This window comes from Ktedonospora formicarum (genome assembly GCF_016587355.1).
GTDB lineage: Bacteria > Chloroflexota > Ktedonobacteria > Ktedonobacterales > Ktedonobacteraceae > Ktedonobacter > Ktedonobacter formicarum.
Genome location: NZ_BNJF01000008.1, coordinates 66,703 through 85,860 on the forward strand (window position 1 = coordinate 66,703; position 19,158 = coordinate 85,860).

Genomic DNA, 19,158 nt, shown 5'->3' on the forward strand with positions numbered 1-19,158 from the left:
TTCCCGACAACGCGCTTTATGTTCTACAGAAGAACCTCGTTGTACCAGGAGTATACAGATTGATGGCAATGCGTTATAATGCACGCATCTTTCTAGAGAAGAAGAGGAATGGGTGGAATAAGATCAAGCGAATCCGTCGTGCTCCCTCTGCCTGTGCACGTCCATGCCAGATGTGAAGCAGCAACCGTTATCCGAAACTTCCCCAAAGAGGGACAAGCCATATCTCGCGTTCGGTTCCTGCTTCAACGAACAACGTGCCTGGATAGACCAGTTCTTACAGGATCTCCACAGGCGTACATTCCAGTGTAACTCACCGTACAAGAAGTAATTATAGCAGAAAACGAGATACGAATGCAAGAGCAACAGATGTCAACGGAAAGAACTATTTGTCCACTCTTCAAGAAACTTGTTTTAACCCTCTTTCCTGAACAATGTAAGGTCATCGCGAGCACAATCTGATCGCGCTTCCCCGAACGCTTCAATCATTTCCCGAGTACCGTTTCAGACTCGCCGCCCTTATGGCCTGGCACCCAGCGCGAATAGACATCCGCCGTATCAATAAAGTTGCCGCCCACCTCCACAAAGGCGTCCAGCACCTTAAAGGACACCTCCTCGTCGGCGTTCCAGCCAAAGACATTGCCGCTCAGGCACAGCGGCATCACTTTCAGCGAGGAGCCACCCAGGTTGCGCATAAGCATCGTTGTATTCAAGAAATAGCCCTCCCTCTCTCTTAGCATTTCTACGGCCTTATACTCACCTTCCCTCCAATTTAGCCACAAATGGGTCATATGCACCATCAACCTGCCATATCATATGCTCTATATTTGGCGCATGAATTCTAATCCCAGTCTATGGTACTTGTACCTGGAGGGTTTCTCTATGTATCAATACACTGTATCTAGCAGGAAAGTAACATTAGCCCTACGTTACACGTATAGTCTTATCGCCCTTTTATTCATGTACCTTCTCGCGGGCTGTGGTTCGCAAGAGGGCGCGTCCACCAAAGCAACTTCGACGCCATCACCACAGAAACAAGAAGCGAGGTGCTCTATAAACAACAACAACAACCAATCAGCTCATACCCTATACGCCGTCTCATGGGATGCCATCGCGAAGGATGCTGATAACAACCAGGGCACCTCTACTCTGCATGTCACGGCCTTCGACACGCAAACTGGTAAACAACTCTGGCAGAAAGTCCCCACACAGATCACGACAATGTACCAATCGAGCAGGCAGAAAGTCGTTGATGGCGTGCTCTATATCCTTGCGTCTACATACCAGAAGCCAACCCTGCTCCTGGCCGTCGACACAAAGGATGGGCACTTGCTCTGGCAGCGTGAGTACAAGCAGTCAGACATCCAAATTTTTGAGATCTGTGCAGGGCAAATCTACCTCGCGATGGCCCCTACAGATACCAATGCCAAACCAACTGTCAGTCTACATGCTCTGAGCGCAAAAGACGGCGAGGAACGCTGGGTCTATGCCAGTGAGGAGATGCGCTTCCTTTCGTCTCTAATCGCCACAAAGGAAACCCTCTTCGCGACTGAGCTGCGTATAAACACCGACCAGATTAATGTCATCGCACTCCATCCAGAGGACGGCAAAGTAAGCTGGCGCAAGGAGTATTACAACAAAGGTGAGGGTGAGAAGTTCAAGCTGCTCGCGACCGAAACGTCCGTCATCATCATCAGGCAGATAGATCCGAATCCCACCTATACTGGCATCAGTCACATAACGAGCGTACAGGGGCTTGAGCCATCAAGTGGTAAGGTAACCTGGGAGACACATATGCCTGTTGATGTTGGCGCTATGAATGCCGTCGCGCTCGGCGTTCAGTTATATCTAAGTGGTTTGAACTTTAATCCCAAAGCGCCAAAGGGACAAGAAGCCATATTGATGCGCCTGGATGTGAACACGGGTAAGTTACTCTGGCACCGCTTCCACAACTACAACCAACTGACACTGATTTCCAGCCAGGAGATGATCTATGCCTACAAGGGATACGGCAACGTCCCGACACCTCAAAAAGAACTCTGCGCACTCGATCCGGCGAGCGGCAAAGAGCACTGGTGTCAGAAGACCTTGCAACCTAGCCTCTTTAGTCTAAACACCTCTCAAAACACAGTGATCGCCGTCGAGGCTATCCAGCCCGGCCCAATGGAATTGCACCAGAATCTGGTAGCCCTAAGCAAGCAGGACGGCCATGTTCTCTGGCAGCAGCGCTGGAAGACTGGTTCATCCAAAGATACGACCGTGACGCTCGTTACCACTGCCGAAGGGCAGGACACCCAGACCATCGCCGTTTTCTAATCCCACCCATTCCTAAGGATATGCAAACATGAAACATCCCAAACTTTGAAGGGATGAGATTGCAGAAAGAAACCTCCTGAGAGAAACTGAAAGTAGGAACACTCATTTTCTCATCAGGAGGTTTCTTATGTGGTCACAGTATGCCCTCTCTGAGAGAGAAAGGCAAGCTGGAGAGCAACTTTCGCAAGAAACGACTGGGCACCTTGTTACGCTCTTGACCCCTTTGCTGGAAGTGCTCGATACCTTGCTAGACACCTGCTTGGTCCGAACCCTTTTCGAGACCGTGCAAGCGCTCATTGTGTGGCGCGACGCTTCTAAGGCCATGCTGCTCAGTGAACTAGGAGCCTTTCTCGCGTCCCCAGCCCATGCTCCTGCTGGTACCAAGCGCCTGAGCCGCCTATTGCACTCTCCATGCTGGCATGCTCGTGTGATTGAACACTTTCTCTGGACCCAAGCCAGCCAAGCGATTGCATCCCTCAAGAGCCAAGGGGAAACGCCCCTGCTGGTGTGGGATGAGAGCGTGTTGGAGAAACCTGAGAGCCTTACCTTAGAAGGGCTCGGCTCAGTGCGCTCAAGCCAGGCTTTTATCAACCCCCTCGAGGCTCCATCTTCGTGCCAGGCATGCAATGGCTCGGGTTGCTGGTCGTAGGCATGAGCAGCCCTCCCGTGCTTGCCGCCTTGCAGTGGTGGACCAATCGCGGCCGCGTTCGCAGTCAAGCGACGTTGTGAGGAAGGATGGTGGCTGGGCAAATGCATGGCGGCATGGGGTCGTGAGGTGCTCCATGTTTTTGATCGGGGATTCGCTGGTGAACCCTGGCTCGAAGAGTGCAGGCAAGCAGGCATTCGCTTTGTCATGCGCTGGCCCAAGGACTACCACCTGCGTGATGGGCAGTATCGGGAGCGTAGCGCCTGGAAGATCGCCCAGGGGAAGCGGTCCTGGGGGAAGCGAGCGCTGTGGGAGAGCCATCGACAGCAATGGTCTCAAGGAGGGGTCGTCGCATTGCCAGTGACCCATCCCCACGTTGGTGGACAGTTCTGGTTGGTGGTATCGCGTCCAGGCAAAGGACGGCTTCCCTGGTATCTGCTGACCAATGAACCCATCGAAACCGAAGATGACGCGTGGAGCATCGTCTTTGCCTATGCACGCAGGTGGCGCATTGAGATGGCGTGGCGCTTCACCAAGAGCGAATTGGGCTTCGAAAGCCCACGCCTGTGGGCGTGGGAGCCACGCATCAAGCTTTTGATGATCGCCAGCCTTGCCTTTGCCTTTCTGCTCTCCTTGCTTGAGGTTTCCTCCCAAGGACTTCGACAGGATCTGCTTGACCAATGGTGCCATCGTACAGGAAAGCGGCATCTGTTGGCACAGATGCCGCTCTACCGCTTGAGGGAGGCTCTCAGCTTTCTCTGGCTGGTCATTCCTCCCTCCATCCCTCCTTTTCAAAATTCGGGATGATTCATGTCCTTCCTCTTGCACAGTGCCTTGCTCTGCTATGTGGACAGCAGAGCCCTGACGGTTTCCTGCTGCTCCGAGGTCATCTCGCCCAAGATGACCTTTCCCATCTGCTGCGGTGCCGACCGTACGGCCTCCGCAAGCTGCTCCGGGGTCAACAGTGGGAGCCACCTCTGCCGCTGTTCCCACGACATAGCCAGCGTAAGGTTGGCGACCTGTTGCGGGTTCAACTTCGGGAGCAGGGCTTCATCAGCCCGCTGGAGCATGGGCCGGAACCGCTCCAGCCCACCCAGCCGTGGGAGGGCATCTGCCAAAGCCAGCAGTACAGCCTGCTGCTGTTCTTCGGTCATCCACCCCAGCACGGTACCCTGCTCCTCCTCAGAGATGTTGGGCAGTTCACCTACCCACCACTCGGCATTTTGTCGCTCCAGTACGGCCTGCCGCTGTGATGGGGGAATGCCCTGCAGCCCCTCGACGTTAATGGTGATGACGAGAAACTCGCCAGCCCACCACTGCGTCGGAACCTCAGCGAACACGGTCTCCCGGTGTTCGAACGGGATCAGCCGCAGTACGGTTTGCCGTTGGGCCCTGGGGACCTGTAGCAGCGCGTTGCCCCACCACGCGGGAGAAACCCGCGTGAATACGGCTTGGCGTTGTTGCTCTCCCATCAGTCGCAACAGGTGTTCCAGGTCCTCGAAGTTCTCCAAAGCGCAGAACATGTTTGCGACCTGCTGATCCCCCAGCAGGCGCACCGGGTGGTGGGTGCCACAGCAGGCCAGTATTAGCTGGACCTGTTCGCCCGGCTGCAAGGAATGCAGAACGTGCTCCTGCTCGCCCGGAGGCAGCTTGAGAAAGTCTGCCATCTGGGCCTCGGTGAGCGGCCCGTTCCGGAAAGTACTCATCATTTCCCCTAGGAGTCGGAAGCATGACACTAGTAATCGACATGGTCTCTCCTTCTCAATGCCCTGCAGTAGCGCATCTCAAAGGGGTTCATCTTATAAGAGGCATGACCATTGCGCCTCTTCTGGCTCCACCAGCGTCCTCCGCGATGTCTCAACGATCAAGACGCGCGGGAATTCCAGCGGGATGAACCAAACCCGGTCACTCGATAGTGACAACCGATATTCACGTAATTTAGTATAGATCGGTTATTGGTGAAAAACAAGCTTATACTTTCCCTATTGAGGGAAGGTTAAAATCGGGATGACGCATGTTTATAAGACCCAACTACAGAGGTATTGTCAACTTCATCAAAACTGTAGAGCTTACCTACGAGAAAAGGACCCAAAAGTGGGGATTGTGCCCTTTTTCTGGCCTTGATTGGTAGAAAATTATAGCCCATTTGATCTCGAGGTGGTGAAAGCTCATCAACAAAATTTTTTAAGTTGACAATACCAACGGGGATGCTACGGCGCAAGACATATGAGCAGACGCAGATGAGCGGAGTAGATCTAGAGCCCTAGTTGGAGGGCTGGCAATCCAAGACGCTCGCGTCCCCTTCTCACGTATGGACGAGAGAGTTACCTCTCCTTCCCGTAAATAAGGGAGTAGAGGATGTTCCATAGGAGACTGAGGGAACCTATATACAGGTCGATAGTACCATCCTCCGACCCAGAAGAAATGTAATTCCCATTCCAGCAGACGCTAGCAACGGCCTGATGATGTCGGTGAGTGAACTTGCGTCGTCCAGTCCTTGAGTGCCAAGCCTGGACCGTGTGGTCCCGGGAACCTGAGAGGATCTGCTCTGATGGAAAGCAATATTCAGAATAATGATGAGGCTTATCCCAACAGACGGCAGTGACAGGATGGGTGTGACCGCGATAGGTCAATGTCCGATCTCCAGTCCTGACGTCCCAAACCTGGACCGTGGTATCGTCGGAACCGGAGGCGATTCGGGTACTGTCAGGGGACCAGGCTAGAGCGTTGACCGTCTGTGGATGTTGCCAATAGGTGCAGGCTTCCACTCCTGTCTGTACCTCCCAGACACGAATCACCCCTTTGTGTTCGTTCGAGTTGTATCCTCCAGCAGCCAGATATTTGAGATCAGGAGACCAGTGCAGACAGGTCACCATCGTTGAGGGAGGAAGAAGATAGGTAGCGATCACTGTACGTTTATACGTTGAGAAGAGCTGGATCTGATCGCTCTCTCCCCCAATGGCAATCTCATTGGCCATACTGATAGGAAAGCATTGAGCGTACCCAGCACGTCTTGCCGCTTCCGCAGCGTCGTGGCTCTCTTTGTGAGGAATGGGCTTGAAGGCTACAGCTTTGAGAGCGTAGGCAGGATAGGTTTGATACTTGATCGGCTCTCTCTCCCTAACAAACCAGGAAGGGTATGTCCAGACATGCAAGCTCCCCCTTCATCGACGGAGGCCACAGAAAACATGGTAAAGTGAGAGCTGACCGCATTGACCGGGTGGGTATGCCCTTGGTAGAGGAAGGAATGTCCTGTGTTGAAACCAGAATGCGCGCAAACGTTCGTTCCATCCGTCACGAAGATGCCGCTGTATCCTGAGCCACTGAGCATCTCGAGACTCTTTGGTGGATTCGTCTGGTGGATGGTATCAATCGTCCGCTTGGGGTGGAGCACAATCTGGGTCCTCCAGATCCAACCAATAGTTACCGAGAACAGGTAATCCAAAGGGCTAATCTGGGTGCGCATGTCTTTGAGAAGACTACGTAGATACGGCATGTATTCCTCCTCATATCTTTTTACCATCTGCGAGTTGACACATACGGCGCAGTTCAATCCATCCTTCCTATAAGAAGGAATTCCGAGCATATGCGCTGCTTGCTCCGTCACTTTTTGGAATGCTTCAACGGCTCTTCCCTCCTCCTCGCATCGCTTCCCACGCACACTCCTACGCCTCCTCTCTCATCACCCTATCACAATTCCGCCCCTCCCTCGCCAGTTGCGTACCCTGCCCTTGGGAGCCCTACGCTCGAAAGATACAAGCACTTACGGGCCGCTTTCCCTATGCTAGCACGTGTAGAGATCCTGAAGCAACTCTCCTTTTGTATATGCTTGATCTCCTTGAGAGGAGCAGCCGCAAATGCAGATGTGCAGCGAAGAAGGCCATGTGTATCATTGTGCAGAACTGAGAAGAGTAGCCTGCTCGGCTCTGCACAGACAATGGGACGCTCTGAATGGCAGTGATGCAGGAGGCAGAACCTCTGGAGCGAATTGAAGATGCTGGCGTGCGATCTCTTCCTGGCCAGCGTTGGTCAGTTGGGAATTTGGGAATTCAGTGAGCGGGGATTTTGGCAATGAGGTGAGCGGGTCTTCCCCGAGAAAGAGAACAGGTCACTCACCAATGTATCAAAGATTCCACCCATGGAATTCCCAAATTCACAGATATGCGCCCAATTCGCAGCGATTGTAGCGTTTTTAAGATGGGCATAGGCTAGACTCCTCATTCAAACGAGGGTCATCATACGACGAACACGCTTCGAGCAAGGAGATCTTATGATGCTCCCACACATTTTGACGAAAAGGGCACGTTTTTCGCTTCTTTTGCTTCTTAGTTTCTTTCTTGCTGTAAATTTCGCTCTTTCTTACTCTACTACTGCACGAGCCTCGGGAGGGGGACGAGATGAGAATATCTGGTACCTGAATGCCAATGGGTATGTCGACTATCTGTACCTGACACTTCCCTGGTATGGGGGAGAAAACGATGTTCTTTTTTCTTCAGGTTCAGTGTTTGGGCAATGGGTCCAAAGTCAGGCAGAGAGACAGTCAGATGGAACGACCCGTATAGACTTTATCATTTTATCCACTCGCGATAGTGGTTACGCCGATTACTTTAATGTGTATCATGGAGTGCAATCGGCTGATGGGCAATCGATGCATGGGACATTCAATGTCTATACAGGGAGCAAAACATACTACTTTCCTCTTCGTAAATATATCTATTCGTATGCGATGGCACCGGAAACCCATCCCTGGGCTGCTACCTTTGTTGGCATGCAGAATAGTAGTTTCGAAACTGGTCATAGCTGGTCTCTGACAAGTGAGGGGCCAAATGGAACGTTGGATGCGGCTCCAGTCGATGCGCTCAGTTTCGGTTGGGCAGTCAATCAACCCATCATCGGTTTTATCCCCTTGCCATCCTCCTGTGATTACTGTCCTATGTACTTTATTCGAGCCACTTCAAGGGATTGGACGACGATGGAAATCTATCAGGGATACGGTGGGACAACAACAATGTATGGCTCCTTTGTCGAATTCAGTGGAGATCATTCTTTGGGGTATCAGAATGATTGGGAGGCTACCTACCTGAGATAAAAGTGGTTGTTGGGCTCTGACGCGCTCTTGTTACTTGGTGGCGAAGTCGACTTTCACACACACCTATACCTGTAAATTTGGGAATTCCATGGGTGGAATCTTTGATACATCGGTGAGTGACCTGCTCTCTTTCTCAGGGAAGACCCGCTCACCTCATTGCCATAATTCCCGCTCACTGAATTCCCAAATTTACACCCTAAATGTGAATGATGATCCAATTTTAGCCAATACGACCAACGTCTCAAGCGTCCTGGTGAATCCAGGATCGCGACCATCTTGCAAAACAAATGGAAGGGAACATCCGTGAATGCTGCTTTCTGCCCACAAATCTGCTTTCTCCGGTGCCTTGATTCCATTCCTCAACCTCGTCAGTTTCTCATTGATGGGTTTGTAGGACTTGACATAGAAAGCCTTTCTTTCCCTCTACGATCTGCTTCACCCGCTTTCGACTCATTCCTTCCTCTTTCGCAATCTGCCGTTGACTCTCCCGCTCAACATACTATGCTCTTCGGACCACTTCCCACTCTTCTCCTCCCGATGACACTTTACACCTCTTTCATCTATTGAAACATATCTCTCCTCTAAAGATACTCAATCTTCTTTTCCTTGGTAACCCTTTCTTATTATTTCCTCTATTTCCATGCATCCCTATGCATCTATCCCTTCCACCATCGTGGCTCCCCTCTTTCTCATTTCTCCTCTCGCCCATAGCCCCATATTTCTCCTTCTCTCTTCTCCTACTTACGACCGCATGTCCTTACAGGTTTGTCTGTGGCTCCTTTTCTTCTCACTCCCATTGGTTCCCTCTCCTCTTGCCTCCTTTTCTTTTCTCATTCGGAACCATTTGCCTCCCTTTTCATTTATCAACAACAGGACTACGCGCGCAAAGGGAAAGGAGAGCGGAATCCCGCTCTTATGCGTTTTCCTCCTTTTTATAAAAGCAACGCTTCATTAAATCCAAATACCTATCCCATTCTTTCAACTGCTCCACATTGAAATCTTCAGAAGAATGTACTTGATCACTTTGTTGCTCTGCAAAACCGAGTGCAGTCCAATTAATGATATTCATTGCTTTTTCAATATCAATATCGTCACGAAATTTTGTGACATCTATATTTCTGCACATTCTTTCAAAACCATTATCGAGGACAAATTTCTTCATTCTTTTATCAATTTCAGATTTTACTTCGAGGGCATTCTCTTGGGCAATAGCTTGAAGAAAATCAAATGCCTGCGGAAATCTATTATACATTTTGAATTTAGTAGATGCTATTTCCTTAAATCTTTTAAAAATATCTGTTTCATCCCAATCCAGCTCATCGTAGATTTTCTCAATAAAATCAGCTATATAATCAAGCAAAAATAAATACAATTCCTTTTTATTATGAAAATAGTTGAATAACGAACCCTTGGCTATATTCGCTTCTTTAATAATCTCATTGGTAGAAGCTCTCTCATAACCACTACGCGCAAACTCTTTAATAGCTGCTTTGATAATACGTTCTTTCTTCTCCGGTTCTAAACTAGAAAATTTCGGGTACATGATAACCGCCTTATTCCTTTGTTAATATGACCACTTCGGTCATTTCTTATTCTATATGAAGCGATCAAAGTGGTCAAGAGCATTGTAGAAACAGTGTTCCTTTCTAAAAGGTCTGTTTCCATCTCTGAGGAAACTGCAAATAAGGCGGAACTACGGAATGCCCTCCCACTTTTTCGGGCTCGCTCCCGCGTTTCGTCCCACCTGACCAACCGTCATCCAATCACATCTCTCCGATTCGCGTGCCATCAAACGGGAATGAGCCCACTCCGCTGATCTTGGCTGTGCCTGCAAGGAAGTCGCCCTCGATCGTCCCATCCCATGTGATGGTTACTTGATACGGTTTCGTCATGACAGTCGTGAACATCACCTGATGCCCGTGTACCTTCCCCTCTGAGATTGGCACAGTGATGCCTGCGGTCTCATTGGTAAGCGAGCCGGATAGTCCTCCCCTCATCACGATCACGAGCTGGAGTTCCTGCGTTGCAGCTGGGTGATAAAATTTCAGGTGCCACGTCCCGCTTGGTTTCGCCTCTGCTGGTGCTCCGGCCGTGGAGGTGCTGGCCAGCATTTGGGAAGGCACAGGTGCCTTGTAAGACATCCCCTGGCCGAGTCGGGGACGCCCAGGCTCGGACTGCACCCCTAGCGAATTCAGGAAGCCGGCGTTCATTCGATAGAAGCCAATCAGCACCAGCAATTCGATGATCTCACCCTCGTCATACGTCGCGGAAAGTCGCTTCCACGTCTTCTCTGAGGCGCACTCGTCTGCACAGAGGTCATCGACTAAGTCCAGTACCGCCGTTTCAGCTTCGGGCCATGAGCCCGTACCTTTTGCAAGGAATGCAATCTCGGCGGCGGTTATGCCAACACTGAGGGCTCCGGGAACGTGGTTGGCCCACTCGTACTCGCAAGAGGAGCGGAGTGCGACCCGCAAGATCAGCAGTTCGCGTGTTCGCATGGATATCCGCCCTCCGGTCGTGAGGTGCGCTCCAAACTCCAGCCAAGCAGTCATCAAGTCTCCACGGCGCGCAAGCATCCGAAGGACGTTCGACGCTCCAATACCAGCCACCGCGCGCTGATCTTCCGACAGCGCGGACACATCCACCAGCGGAATACGGGGCTCCGTTGGTCGCTTAATTCCCCCTCGCCCATGCCCTACATTCGCTGGTGTCGCATCGCCGTCCGCTTTGTTCTTCATTTCATCTTCCATGAGGTTTTCCTTCCTTCGCAAAATGACCACTTTGGTCATTTTTATTCTACACGAAATGACCACTTTGGTCAAGGGCATAGTAGAGAATATGTGTTCTAGTGTGTTCTAATGCATACCACCCGCCAATGGATTAGCACTTCTAGCTATTACGGCATATTTGAGGAGAATGGGGCGTTTTCTCATGCATATGAAATCTTTCAGCAAGATCGGAGAAATTTTTTCGAGGCGCGCGAGTAAGCTAGAGGTGTTGCCAGAACCAAGGAGAGCCATGTTCTGGCTCTGACGCACCTAGCGGGGGAGCTGACCTCTGGCAAACGAAGACAGAGATACTTTGACAAACAGGGGGGGCTATAGTTAGTTTTATATTTTCTAGACTTATATAGTTAAATAGGTACAAATATGCCAACTTGCCTCTATCTTCTTGCAAAAATGATGATTTTCGGCTGTGTTGCAAAAACGGAGAGGGGAACACAAAGGATGGGGCTTCACCATTGTGCTGCTGTGTTTTAAATGGTCATTCCGAATAATTCCGCAATGAATGTCACTTGCCCTAAGCCGCCTCCTTTGCGCACTCCTTGCATTTGTCCTTTTCTTATCATATTCATCACTTCATATCCCTGTAATGTTCTCCATGCTGTTTGAAACGAAAAGAAGCCCAATCCAGGTTTGACCAGCCGTTTGATGAACCGATGATCTTGTTCAATCAAGTTATTGAGATATTTGCACTGGCGAAGTTCGCACGTCTCTGGTAGACCCCTTGTTGTTTGTATTTCCTGAAGAGCTTTGGGATATGCTGCGTTTTTGTCCACCGTGATCACGCGAGGAGTCACCGTGTGGGAGGCCCCAAGGGCTTTCAGGAAAAAGCTCTTGGCTGCCTGAGTATCGCGAGTGGCGCTCAGATGGAACTCTAGCGTGTTTCCCTGAGAATCCAGTGCGCGGTACAGGTACATCCACACGCCCTTCACCTTGACATAGGTCTCATCGACCCGCCAGGAATCATTGGTGCCCGCCAGATGAGGCCGACAGCGCTTCTCCAACTCAGGAGCGTCGCACTGCACCCATCGATAGATCGTGGAGTGATCTACCTGGAGGCTCCGTTCCCGCATCATCTCCTCCAGATCCTGATAGCTGAGCGCGTAAAGCAACTACCAACGCACGCTCAGTAAAATGATCTCGGCTTGGAAGTGACGCCATTTGAATGGGTGCTGCTCCGCCATGATTGGTCCTCTTTTTCTTCTTTTCTCACCATTCTGACAGATCAGCTTTCTTTTTGCAACACAGCCCAACAGGTGGCCCCCATCACCACAAGTTGACAATCCCTCCCATACCTACCGAAAATTGGGTTACAGAAGTTATTTTTCCAATCAAATTCTCATTTTGAGGTGATATATAGATATCTATCGTATCTCTGTCTCGCTAGTGATAGACTTCTATGCCTGTAGAAGGAGTGGAAGGCTAAGCTTGTGGCAGAGAGAGTTGTGAAAGGAAAATTGTGATAAGGGTTAGACAGGATGAAAAAATTCACGCTTGCGGCTCTCATTATAGTAGCCTTTATTCTCTATAGCCTCCTTTACAGGCATTCAAATGATGCAGCTATCGTACCAAATAGTGTAGCTACTTCAAAATCCTCATCAAGTTCGTCCTCTACTGGCACTGCAACGACGACACCTAATGTGACCACAACACCAGATGCGACAACCACACTTGGTGCTCTCTATAAAGATGGCTCCTATACAGGGAGCGTTGCGGATGCCCACTGGGGCAATGTACAGGTCAAAGTCGTGATCCAAAACGGCAAAATAACTGATGTATCGTTTTTACAATATCCTAACGAACGGAGTCGATCAGTAATGATCAATGAGTATGCTGATCCCCAACTCTCCAGCGAGGCGATTCAAGCTCAAAGTGCCAATGTTGATATTGTAACAGGAGCGACTGATACCAGCGAGGCGTTCATGCAATCACTCGCTGACGCTCTCTCCCAAGCAAAAGGATAAAAATGAAACAGACACATCTCCTGATGGGCATGCCCATAACCATCGAAGTTGTGGACGCAGGAGTCAGGCAAGACGACCTCGACAGTGTGTTTGCCTATTTTGCCTCTGTCGATGCCACTTTTAGCACCTATAAGGTGACGAGCGAGATCTCAAAAATCAATAGAGGCGAACTTTACGCAGAACAGTACACCGAAGATATGAAGACTATTCTCACGTTAAGCGAGCAAACGAAAAAGGATACGCATGGATACTTCGATATTCGTCGCGACGACATCTATGATCCTTCTGGCATTGTCAAAGGATGGGCAATTCAAAATGCCACCAACCTGTTGAAGGCGAGAGGATTTCGTAATTTCTATATTGATGCGGGTGGAGATATTCAGGTCGCTGGAAAGAAAGAAGGCAATCTCTGGCGAGTTGGCGTACGAAATCCATTTCACCATGCCGAACATGTGAAAGTGCTTGCTCTTACCAATCGAGGAATTGCCACCTCGGGTACCGCTATCCGAGGACAACACATTTATGATCCATATAATCCGCATAAGCTTCTTTTGGACATTGTCAGTATCACCATTATTGGCCCTAATGTGTATGAAGCCGACCGATATGCAACGGCTGCGTTTGCTATGGGAAGAAAAGGCATACTGTTCGTCGAGAAATTGACGGGTTTTGAGGGGTACATGATCGATGCTCAGGGAAGAGCCACATTTACGAGTGGATTTGAAAGGTTCGTACTGCAAAAATGATGAAACCTATAGATGCCGTGCTCAATCATATCACCATGTATAGATTAGTGCTCTATGCACTTCTTGGCATGATTGGTCTGGCGACAATTCTGGCAGCCTTTCAGTTGCTTCCCTTTTCCCCGTTGTCACTTCTTGCGTCAACGGCTTTTCTCATTGTTATGTGTTGGGCAATGAATACAGTTTTTGCCCGCATCTTTGAAGTGCCGGCTAATGTTGAATCGTCCGCTATTACTGCCCTCATTTTGGCTCTTATTGTCGATCCCGCGCAATCACCTGCTGCTTTTCAGTTTCTTGGCTGGGCTGCAATTCTGGCAATGGCTTCAAAGTATATCCTTGCCCTGAACAAAAAGCACTTCTTCAACCCTGCTGCTATCGCGGTCGTTCTTACCTCTTTTGTGCTTGGCGAATCGGCAAGCTGGTGGATAGGCACCATAAGTATGTTACCAGCCGTGCTACTTGGAGGGATACTCATTGCTCGCAAGTTACGTCAAGAAGACATGGTATGGAGCTTTGTGGCTTCCACAATTGTGAGTACGTGTGGGATTACCCTTGTCCAAGGGCAAACTCTCTCTACAGAATTGTATCAAATGCTTGCTCAGTCCCCTCTGTTTTTCTTTGCATTCATTATGCTCACTGAACCACTAACAGCTCCTCCTACCAAAAAGTTGAGGAGATTCTATGGTGTGCTGACAGGCATTTTCTTCATCCCCCAGATTCATATCAGCACGCTTTATTCTACGCCAGAATTGGCTCTGGTCATGGGGAACGTTTTCTCCTATCTGGTGAGTCCCAAGCAGAAAGTCACGCTGACCTTGAGCAGAAAGACGAAAATGGCTCCCGACATAATTGATTTCGTTTTCAAATCCTCACAGAAATTAGCTTTTACACCTGGACAATATATGGAGTTTACGCTTGCGCATCCTCATTCAGATAGTAGAGGCAATCGAAGGTATTTTACGCTTGCCTCATCACCAACTGAGAATTTTGTGCACCTGGGAGTGCGATTTTATGAGCAGGGAAGCAGCTTTAAGAAAGCAATGTATACCATGAATGGGAAAACACAATTTATTGGAGCGCAGGTTGCCGGAGATTTTACGCTTCCTCCAGACCCAAAACAAAAGCTCGTCTTCATTGCAGGGGGCATAGGTATTACTCCTTTTAGAAGTATGTTGAAATATCTGCTTGATATACACCAGAGGCGAGATATTACCCTGCTCTATATAAACAAAACCAGGAATGAGATTGTGTATGCCGACATTTTAAGCGCAGCACAGGCCAGGCTTGGTCTCAAAATATTCTATACCTTGACTGATAGAACTGCTCTTCCACTAAACTGGACTGGTCTCGTTGGTAGAATAAATGAGCAAATGTTGATGAAGATAGTTCCTGATTATAATGAATATATCTTCTATCTCTCAGGGCCGCCGGATATGGTAAAAGCATATGAGCAAGTGTTGAGAAATATGAAAATCAAGCATAGCCAGATAAAAAAAGACTTTTTCCCAGGGCTGGTCTAATATGGGCAAGCAAACATCTCAAACCGGCCTCTCCTTCTCAGAAGAAACGCCATCCTGTCAAGACGACCAATCGGGCCAGGACGGCGCTGCAGAAAGGAAAATCCCCTTCCTCCCTACTATAGCGCACTTACGATATCTCATGCAAGATGCCTATGAACAGGCAACACGACCATACAAGAACAACGCTGAGACGTTCAACACAAGGCGCATGACATGGGAGGTGTCATGCGCCTTGTGTTGAACATTCGGGCCTAGCCGCTGCTATCCCAACTGGCGGGTCTCAACCTACAAAAAGGCTTACTTCTCGTTCGCGCTCCTCTGCCACCAGAGCAACATGCTCACCAGGCTGACTACTCCCTTCTCTCGCTCTCCCAATCGCGCCAGCACCTCCCGCACATGGACGAGGTCGTCCTCACGATTCGCGGGCAAAAACACTCTCTTTGGCGAGCGGTAGACCAGGACGGAAATGTGCTCGATATCTTGGTCCAGAGCCGCCGCCATAAGAAAGTGGCAAAACGATTTTTCCGTAAGCTTCTCAAAGGGCTGCGCTACATGCCGCGCGTGATCATTACCGACAAGCTAAGGAGCTATGGTGCGGCCAAACGCGAAATCTTGCCAGGTGTGGAGCATCGACAGCACCCGCGTGTTGAACAATCGAGCGGAAAATTTACACCAACCCACGCGACTGCGCGAGAAGAAAATGCGCAAATTCAAATCAGCATGCCATGCGCAACGCTTTCTCTCCGCCTTTGGACCCTTCTCGGATCATTTTCGGCCGCGACGACATTGTCTGCGTGCGGCAGAGCATCGCGCCACCATGCAAGATCGGTTCCAGGTGTGGAACCAGACAATAGAAGCAAAAACACCAGCATGATATCACATCTTCCTCCCTCCCCTCAGCTTCTTTCCCTCTCCTTGGCTCTTCTTTTCTAAAAAGCTCTTCTATTACTCCTCTAAGTTGACAATACCCACAGGACTCCTCCTCAAGCACTCTCTCAAGCATCTATTCATCGTGCTTTTCACGCGCGTTCACGCCTCTTTCACCATCCTATTCACTCCTCTTTCCCTTTTCATACACACGCGCATTCCCACCCTGCAAAGATTCGTTCGCCTGCCCTGGCCTCTCCCTTCCATCACATCACCAACGTTTTTCATCACTACTCCAGGAACACAGAGGCTATCATTTGCAATTCCCACGAATTGCGCAATGAGCTTCGTTGAAGAGATAATCGCTGGCTGGATGAGCAAAAGTCATGTAGCACTGGATGTGGAGTGAGAGGGCAGAACTAGAGGTAGGGAGAGTGAACAGGGTAGAAGATGAGAAAGCAGGGAAATTCGAGAGAAGAGATTATGAGGTTGTACTCGGAGCAGCAGTCTTTCCGGGGAGAGAGCACGCCGGGGCTACCGAGACGAAGTTTAAGCCGTCGCCAAGCCGAGCGAAGTAGCAAAATTCTCTGGGACCCCGAACAGTCTGATTGTCACCCGACCAGACGTTGGAACACGGGCATTGCGAGCCAGTCGCCCTTCCCACGAAAGACGATAATGTGCACGTTGGGCACGGAACAGAAGCCTAGGCGAGACTTCCAGGCTAGCGCAGGTGGGAGGCCCGACCTGGACCTCGATGCGTTGGTGGCGCAAAAGCTGGATGCACGCACGCCGGTAGGGCCGACGGCTCCAGTCACGCCAGAGCAGGGGTGCTGAACCAACGACAAGCGGATGCAGGAGCACGCTGACCTGGCGTGGCTTCGCAGTAGCGCTGCCATTCCATTGACATTGGTCGCGCAGGGGACAGGGACGACAACTGCGAATGCTAGCCGCGTAGACCACACGCAGGCTTCCACTGGCTTCGTTGCGCCGTTCGTGAACCACAAGGGACTGATTGGCAGGACAGCGCAGCGTGCCATCGGGCTGGAGGGCGAAGTCCTGCCCAGAGAAGCGGCCCGCTTTGAAGGCGGTGGCAACCGAGGGCTTGCCATAGCCACAGGTGTGGGGCTGCTGCTCTTTGGCCTCGGGCACAGCGGGAGCAAACTTGGTGGCGCGTACTGGATCAGGATGAAGCAGATGCCCCAACTCCAGGCGGACGTTCCAGATCCATTGACTGACGATTTGCCATGCCTCCTGCCCAGCAGGCGAATGGCTACACCAGCGATCCGGGTCGATCTCCTGGTCTTCATCAGCAAGCATCGGTTCAAAAGCGCCACGATGCAGGTAGAGTGCTACGACATCGAAGGCAGTGAAGCCATCTTGTGGAAGATGGGTGAAAAAGAGTTCGTAGACAACGCCCTTGCGAGTGTGACCGATACTGCTCTTTTTCCCGGTAGCTGGGTGGGTAGCCACCACGACGCGACAGCGGCAGCCCGTCTTGCCCACAGGAACATCGGGGCAGTCGTAGAGCGTGCGTACCAGAGAGCTTTCTGGGGGACTGAAGGAGGCATCAGGAGGCAAGTGGAGTCGTGCCTGTATGGTTGGGTGATCCAACACCGTATAGTCTTTGCCCCGCATCACGAAGCAGAGGCCACCTAGATCCGCAATGACGGCCCCAGTGCCGTAGAGGCCATCTAATCGCAGCAGGGCACGTGTTTGAGGCTGATTGTTGGCCTCCAGATAGCGACGGATAACGAAGAGCGCGCGTGCCAGTTCCTCTCGGTACTTCCCGTTGCCTCTGTTTCCGAAGCTGCCGAGCCACTGAGAGGTATGGGCTTGCGAAATGGCAGTGCGGGTGCGAACAACCTCTCCTCGCTTGCGTCCCGTGTAGCCAGCAGCGCAGACCTCATCCAGGCGACGATGGGCAGGAGGCAGCTCCTCCCCCTTCGGTAAGGCACGTTGGCGGGCCGCCTCGCGGGTGCCATCGATGTCGAAGACCTCCCACTGCCTCCCCACTCGATCAAGCAGTTCGCCTCTCTGCCGCTCTTCGGTGAGCGGGCGAGCGAGCAGATCGTCGAGAAAGAGGGCGCGCAGGGCTTCGACTGGCTCCATGGTCAGAGCCGCCAAAAAACGCGAGAGGGTCGAGCGGGCTGGAAGCTGGTCACGATCAAACAAGGCCATGAATGGGACCGCAAAAGGCTGGAGCCTCTCGTAGAAAGCTTCTAGTGTACGTTCACCGCTGATGGCGTACCCGAAGAGGACCGCGAGGAAGTCGATCACCTCGTAGTGCCCCATGCGCCGCCGCGCAAAGCGCACGCGTTCATCGATCGTGGTCAGGACACCCTGCCTGCGAAGATGCTCGGCGATCAGAGCGACTTCGCCAAACCAGAAGGGCGTCGAGGGGACAGACGCGCAAGAGGCCTGGATGATTACTGATCCATCGGCGATACTGTTCATATGTACCTCGCTTTCAGGAAAGCGTTGTATTCTTCCTTCTCAAAGAGGTACGTTTTATGCCGACTCGCTCTTGCGCAATTCGTGGGGAGGTGGGTCTAGCAAAAGCATTACTTTGTAGAAGGTAGAACGTTTGAATGACGAGTGGTTTCCTTCTTCAAGAACTTCCTCATCAGCACCAGGTCAATGAAGCGACCATCATCCATCTTCACCTGTTTCATCAACCGTCCTTCTTCCTTGAAACCCAGCAAGGTATAGAGATGAATAGCTCCGACGTTGGTTGCGAAAACCTCGAGCCGGAGCTTTTCGAGCAGTGGCTCTCTTTCACCCCACTCAATAAGTGCTTCAAGCATGGCCTTGCCCACGCCGTATTTTCGCCACGCTTTGTCCACACTCATCCCGAATTCCCCTTGATGGCAGAGGCGTCTTCGTGTATCCTGAGAAAAATTGAGGAACCCAATCAATCTTCCATCCGCTTCGACGACGATGACCACGTTACGCGCACGCATCTTCTGGTTCCCAATCCATTCCCTTGCTTGTTCTACGCTCATCGTGTGCTCTTCGGGAGCCCGAATCATAAACTCACCTTCCTCAAGCATAGAGTGTACCATTCTCAAGAACTCCTGAGCATCAGAAGGGAATGCCGAACGGATCAGGACAGTTTGGCCCGTTCTCAAACGATTTTCTTTTGCTGTGATCTGACTCATGGTTTTTCCTTTTCATTCCTCGTTTTTTGTGACAGCAACACCTCATCATGTTCCAGCGACTTTGCTCGCAGCTAT

General features: G+C 50.8%; 16 protein-coding genes and 3 pseudogenes. 8 read left to right on the forward strand and 11 right to left on the reverse strand.

Annotation, left to right across the window (positions count from 1 at the left end; translation table 11 throughout):
• Positions 1-485 precede the first annotated feature (485 nt).
• Positions 486-698 (reverse strand): annotated as a pseudogene (locus K3T82_RS41680) (aldo/keto reductase); the annotation flags it as partial.
• Between the two features lie 181 nt (positions 699-879).
• Here K3T82_RS41680 and K3T82_RS41685 point away from each other — a divergent pair.
• From K3T82_RS41685 to K3T82_RS41695, 3 genes are all read left to right on the forward strand, one after another.
• A complete protein-coding gene (locus K3T82_RS41685) occupies positions 880-2,313 on the forward strand; it encodes an outer membrane protein assembly factor BamB family protein (protein ID WP_220199388.1) in 1,434 nt (477 codons plus the stop codon).
• A 127-nt stretch (positions 2,314-2,440) separates the two neighbouring features.
• The gene (locus K3T82_RS41690) at positions 2,441-2,962 is read left to right on the forward strand and encodes a hypothetical protein (protein ID WP_220199389.1); all 522 of its coding nucleotides are present in this window, start codon (positions 2,441-2,443) and stop codon (positions 2,960-2,962) included.
• A gap of 21 nt (positions 2,963-2,983) precedes the next feature.
• Complete coding sequence (locus K3T82_RS41695; protein WP_220199390.1) at positions 2,984-3,766, forward strand: transposase; 783 nt, start codon at positions 2,984-2,986, stop codon at positions 3,764-3,766.
• 35 nt (positions 3,767-3,801) lie between these two features.
• Here the strand turns inward: K3T82_RS41695 and K3T82_RS41700 are convergent, their stop codons facing one another.
• The 4 genes from K3T82_RS41700 to K3T82_RS41715 all read right to left on the reverse strand — a co-directional run bounded on the left by K3T82_RS41700 (position 3,802) and on the right by K3T82_RS41715 (position 6,455).
• On the reverse strand, positions 3,802-4,299 hold the full coding sequence (locus K3T82_RS41700; protein ID WP_220199391.1) for a hypothetical protein: 498 nt from the start codon (positions 4,297-4,299) through the stop codon (positions 3,802-3,804).
• Positions 4,289-4,708 carry a hypothetical protein gene (locus tag K3T82_RS41705; protein ID WP_220199392.1) on the reverse strand — a complete coding sequence of 140 codons (420 nt, stop codon included), beginning with the start codon at positions 4,706-4,708 and terminating at the stop codon, positions 4,289-4,291. The genes K3T82_RS41700 and K3T82_RS41705 overlap by 11 nt, the downstream gene beginning before the upstream one ends.
• 575 nt (positions 4,709-5,283) lie before the next feature.
• A complete protein-coding gene (locus K3T82_RS41710; protein ID WP_220199393.1) occupies positions 5,284-6,114 on the reverse strand; it encodes a WD40 repeat domain-containing protein in 831 nt (276 codons plus the stop codon).
• The gene (locus tag K3T82_RS41715; protein ID WP_220199394.1) at positions 6,024-6,455 is read right to left on the reverse strand and encodes a hypothetical protein; all 432 of its coding nucleotides are present in this window, start codon (positions 6,453-6,455) and stop codon (positions 6,024-6,026) included. Before K3T82_RS41715 ends, K3T82_RS41710 begins: the two co-directional genes overlap by 91 nt.
• Before the next feature lie 774 nt (positions 6,456-7,229).
• Here K3T82_RS41715 and K3T82_RS41720 point away from each other — a divergent pair.
• Complete coding sequence (locus K3T82_RS41720) at positions 7,230-8,048, forward strand: hypothetical protein (protein WP_220199395.1); 819 nt, start codon at positions 7,230-7,232, stop codon at positions 8,046-8,048.
• Positions 8,049-8,961: 913 nt separating this feature from the next.
• Here K3T82_RS41720 and K3T82_RS41725 read toward each other — a convergent pair.
• The 3 genes and pseudogenes from K3T82_RS41725 to K3T82_RS41735 all read right to left on the reverse strand — a co-directional run bounded on the left by K3T82_RS41725 (position 8,962) and on the right by K3T82_RS41735 (position 12,015).
• A complete protein-coding gene (locus K3T82_RS41725; RefSeq protein WP_220199396.1) occupies positions 8,962-9,591 on the reverse strand; it encodes a TetR/AcrR family transcriptional regulator in 630 nt (209 codons plus the stop codon).
• A 220-nt stretch (positions 9,592-9,811) separates the two neighbouring features.
• Positions 9,812-10,600 carry a carboxymuconolactone decarboxylase family protein gene (locus tag K3T82_RS41730; RefSeq protein WP_220199397.1) on the reverse strand — a complete coding sequence of 263 codons (789 nt, stop codon included), beginning with the start codon at positions 10,598-10,600 and terminating at the stop codon, positions 9,812-9,814.
• A 704-nt stretch (positions 10,601-11,304) separates the two neighbouring features.
• Positions 11,305-12,015: pseudogene (locus K3T82_RS41735) on the reverse strand (IS6 family transposase).
• A 294-nt stretch (positions 12,016-12,309) separates the two neighbouring features.
• Here K3T82_RS41735 and K3T82_RS41740 point away from each other — a divergent pair.
• From K3T82_RS41740 to K3T82_RS41750, 3 genes are read left to right on the forward strand one after another with little or no spacing between them, the layout of a single operon-like run.
• The gene (locus K3T82_RS41740) at positions 12,310-12,795 is read left to right on the forward strand and encodes an FMN-binding protein (protein ID WP_220199398.1); all 486 of its coding nucleotides are present in this window, start codon (positions 12,310-12,312) and stop codon (positions 12,793-12,795) included.
• A gap of 2 nt (positions 12,796-12,797) precedes the next feature.
• Positions 12,798-13,541: an FAD:protein FMN transferase gene (locus K3T82_RS41745; protein WP_220199399.1), complete on the forward strand. Its 744-nt coding sequence runs from the start codon at positions 12,798-12,800 to the stop codon at positions 13,539-13,541.
• The gene (locus K3T82_RS41750; RefSeq protein ID WP_220199400.1) at positions 13,538-15,058 is read left to right on the forward strand and encodes an RnfABCDGE type electron transport complex subunit D; all 1,521 of its coding nucleotides are present in this window, start codon (positions 13,538-13,540) and stop codon (positions 15,056-15,058) included. The genes K3T82_RS41745 and K3T82_RS41750 overlap by 4 nt, the downstream gene beginning before the upstream one ends.
• Before the next feature lie 297 nt (positions 15,059-15,355).
• On the opposite strand, the gene K3T82_RS49465 is transcribed toward K3T82_RS41750, so the two are convergent.
• A complete protein-coding gene (locus K3T82_RS49465) occupies positions 15,356-15,487 on the reverse strand; it encodes a hypothetical protein (RefSeq protein WP_268886731.1) in 132 nt (43 codons plus the stop codon).
• Between K3T82_RS49465 and K3T82_RS41755 the strand changes: the two are divergent.
• Positions 15,452-15,932 (forward strand): annotated as a pseudogene (locus K3T82_RS41755) (IS6 family transposase); the annotation flags it as partial. The gene K3T82_RS49465 and the pseudogene K3T82_RS41755 overlap by 36 nt on opposite strands.
• Positions 15,933-16,474: 542 nt before the next feature.
• On the opposite strand, the gene K3T82_RS41760 reads toward K3T82_RS41755, so the two are convergent.
• Both K3T82_RS41760 and K3T82_RS41765 read right to left on the reverse strand, forming a co-directional pair.
• Positions 16,475-18,379, reverse strand: coding sequence for a hypothetical protein (locus K3T82_RS41760; protein WP_220199401.1), 1,905 nt, complete (start codon positions 18,377-18,379; stop codon positions 16,475-16,477).
• Positions 18,380-18,486: 107 nt separating this feature from the next.
• Positions 18,487-19,083, reverse strand: coding sequence for a GNAT family N-acetyltransferase (locus K3T82_RS41765; protein ID WP_220199402.1), 597 nt, complete (start codon positions 19,081-19,083; stop codon positions 18,487-18,489).
• Between the last annotated feature and the right edge of the window lie 75 nt (positions 19,084-19,158).

Excerpts from the sequence above, each read along its gene's own strand:
- K3T82_RS41685 (WP_220199388.1), top strand. The coding sequence starts at position 880 with ATGTATCAATACACTGTATCTAGCAGGAAAGTAACATTAGCCCTACGT.
- K3T82_RS41690 (WP_220199389.1), top strand. The coding sequence starts at position 2,441 with ATGTGGTCACAGTATGCCCTCTCTGAGAGAGAAAGGCAAGCTGGAGAG.
- K3T82_RS41705 (WP_220199392.1), bottom strand. The coding sequence starts at position 4,708 with ATGTCGATTACTAGTGTCATGCTTCCGACTCCTAGGGGAAATGATGAG.
- K3T82_RS41715 (WP_220199394.1), bottom strand. The coding sequence starts at position 6,455 with ATGCCGTATCTACGTAGTCTTCTCAAAGACATGCGCACCCAGATTAGC.
- K3T82_RS41720 (WP_220199395.1), top strand. The coding sequence starts at position 7,230 with ATGATGCTCCCACACATTTTGACGAAAAGGGCACGTTTTTCGCTTCTT.
- K3T82_RS41725 (WP_220199396.1), bottom strand. The coding sequence starts at position 9,591 with ATGTACCCGAAATTTTCTAGTTTAGAACCGGAGAAGAAAGAACGTATT.
- K3T82_RS41730 (WP_220199397.1), bottom strand. The coding sequence starts at position 10,600 with ATGACTGCTTGGCTGGAGTTTGGAGCGCACCTCACGACCGGAGGGCGG.
- K3T82_RS41740 (WP_220199398.1), top strand. The coding sequence starts at position 12,310 with ATGAAAAAATTCACGCTTGCGGCTCTCATTATAGTAGCCTTTATTCTC.
- K3T82_RS41745 (WP_220199399.1), top strand. The coding sequence starts at position 12,798 with ATGAAACAGACACATCTCCTGATGGGCATGCCCATAACCATCGAAGTT.
- K3T82_RS41750 (WP_220199400.1), top strand. The coding sequence starts at position 13,538 with ATGATGAAACCTATAGATGCCGTGCTCAATCATATCACCATGTATAGA.
- K3T82_RS41760 (WP_220199401.1), bottom strand. The coding sequence starts at position 18,379 with ATGAACAGTATCGCCGATGGATCAGTAATCATCCAGGCCTCTTGCGCG.
- K3T82_RS41765 (WP_220199402.1), bottom strand. The coding sequence starts at position 19,083 with ATGAGTCAGATCACAGCAAAAGAAAATCGTTTGAGAACGGGCCAAACT.